This is a genomic window from Actinomyces urogenitalis, assembly GCF_002861525.1.
GTDB lineage: Bacteria > Actinomycetota > Actinomycetes > Actinomycetales > Actinomycetaceae > Actinomyces > Actinomyces urogenitalis.
The window spans coordinates 1-1,796 of the sequence record NZ_PKHA01000023.1 but is presented as its reverse complement, the minus strand read 5'-3'; the positions used below and the strand labels follow the sequence as shown (position 1 = coordinate 1,796).

General features: G+C 68.2%; 1 protein-coding gene. It reads right to left on the bottom strand.

Annotated elements, in window-relative coordinates:
• Positions 1-76: 76 nt before the first annotated feature.
• Positions 77-1,796 (bottom strand): MucBP domain-containing protein (locus CYJ26_RS10885; protein WP_219619558.1); only part of this gene is annotated, 1,720 nt, incomplete at its 5' end.

Genomic DNA, 1,796 nt, shown 5'->3' with positions numbered 1-1,796 from the left:
ACGCCGGTGGGGCCGGCGGAGAGAGGATCTCTCCGCCGGCCCCACCGGGTCAGCGTCGGTCTAGTACCGCTCGCGATCAGGCCTCGTCACGACGACGCCGGGCCAGCAGCCCCGCACCCGCAGCCACACCCGCAGCCGACAGAGCCAGCAGCGGCAGCACCGCAGCACCGGTCTTGGACAGCGACTTGCCACCCTTACCAGGCTTGGTGGTCTTGCCGGGCTTGCCAGGCTTGTCCGTACCAGGAGTGCTCGGCTCGTCAGTCGGACCACCCGTCGGCTCAGTGACCTTCTGGTACACGTACGTGACCGTCTGATCGGCCTTGGCGAAGGTGCCGCTCTCCGGAGCGGAGCCCTTCTGCAGCTCCTTGAACTCGTAGCCGTCAATCGACTTCTTCTCAGCCGTGTAGGCCGCGCCCACGGCGCCCGTGAGCGTCTCGGGGCCGGCGATCTCGTTCCCCTGCTCGTCCATATACTTCACGGTGACGGTGCCGGAGGCGATCTTCATCGAGAGCTGGATCGTGTCGTCATCGGTCGCAAGAGCGTCCTTGCCGTCGGCGAGCTGCTTCGCCGTCCAGTCGAAGACGAAGACCTCGCGCCTGCCGGAGGCCGACGTCGCCACCGCGCCGAACTCGCCGGTCACGGTGCCCGTCGAGGTGAGGACGGTGCCCGCGGCCAGGTCGCTCGCGATCTTGATGCCGGGGACGGTCACCTTGAGCTCGGTGCCCCCGTTCACGCCCGAGGCGTCGACCGCCGCCTTGAGCTTGGCGTAGGTGTCGAGCGAGGCGGCGTCCTTGAGCCCGAAGGTGATCGTGACCTTCTGACCCTCAACCTTCACGCCGGTGATCTCGAAGGTGTCACCCAGGCCCTCCGCGGCCTTGGCCACGTCCTCCTTGGTGAGGTCCGCCGGGAGCGTCATGCCCTCCGGCACCGTCATCGTCGCGGTGAAGCCGAAGTTCTTCACGTCCACCGCGATGGTGCCGCCGTCGGGGTTGCCGAAGCGACCCTCGATGGCGGCCATCTGCTGCTTGATCGTGTCGATCTTCACCAGGCCCGTGAGGTTGATGCTCGAGCCCACCGCCACCTCGGGCGTGGCCTCGTGCGTCGTGTCGGAGCCGGTGAGCATGTCGCCCGGGAGCTCCTGCGCGATCGACTGCGGGATCACGGCCGTGAAGCGGATGGAGGCGTCCCCACCGGCCACGGCGTCCTTACCCTCAGCCCACTGCTCGCCCGTCCACGCGAAGGAGAAGGCCTTCGCGGTGCCTGCGGCGGAGGTGGCGATCGCCTTGAACCGGCCGTCCACCGTGCCGCGGACCACGAGCTGCTGCCCAGCCTGGACATCGTCGTTCACGGTCACGCCGGGAACGGTGACCCTGAGCCAGGCGCCGCCGCTCACGCCCGCGGCATCGACCGCGGCCTTGAGCTTGGCGTAGGTGTCGAGCGAGGCGGCGTTCTTGAGGCCGAAGGTGATCGTGACCTTCTGGCCCTCGGCCTTCGCCTCGGTGATCTCGAAGGTCTCCGCGAGGCCCTCGGGAACCACCGTGCCCGCGGAGACGTTCTCGGGCAGCGTCATGCCGTCCGGGACCGTAAGCGTGGCGGTGAAACCGAAGTCCTTAACGTCGATCGCGATCGTCGAGCCGTCGGGGTTACCGAACTGGCCCTCGATGCCCACCATCTGCTGCTTGATGCCGTCGATCTTGACCGCGCCCGTGAGGTCGAGCGTGCGGCCCGGGTAGACGGCATAGACCGCCTCATGCTCGGTGTCACCGCCGGAGAGGATATCGCCGGGGAGCGTGAGC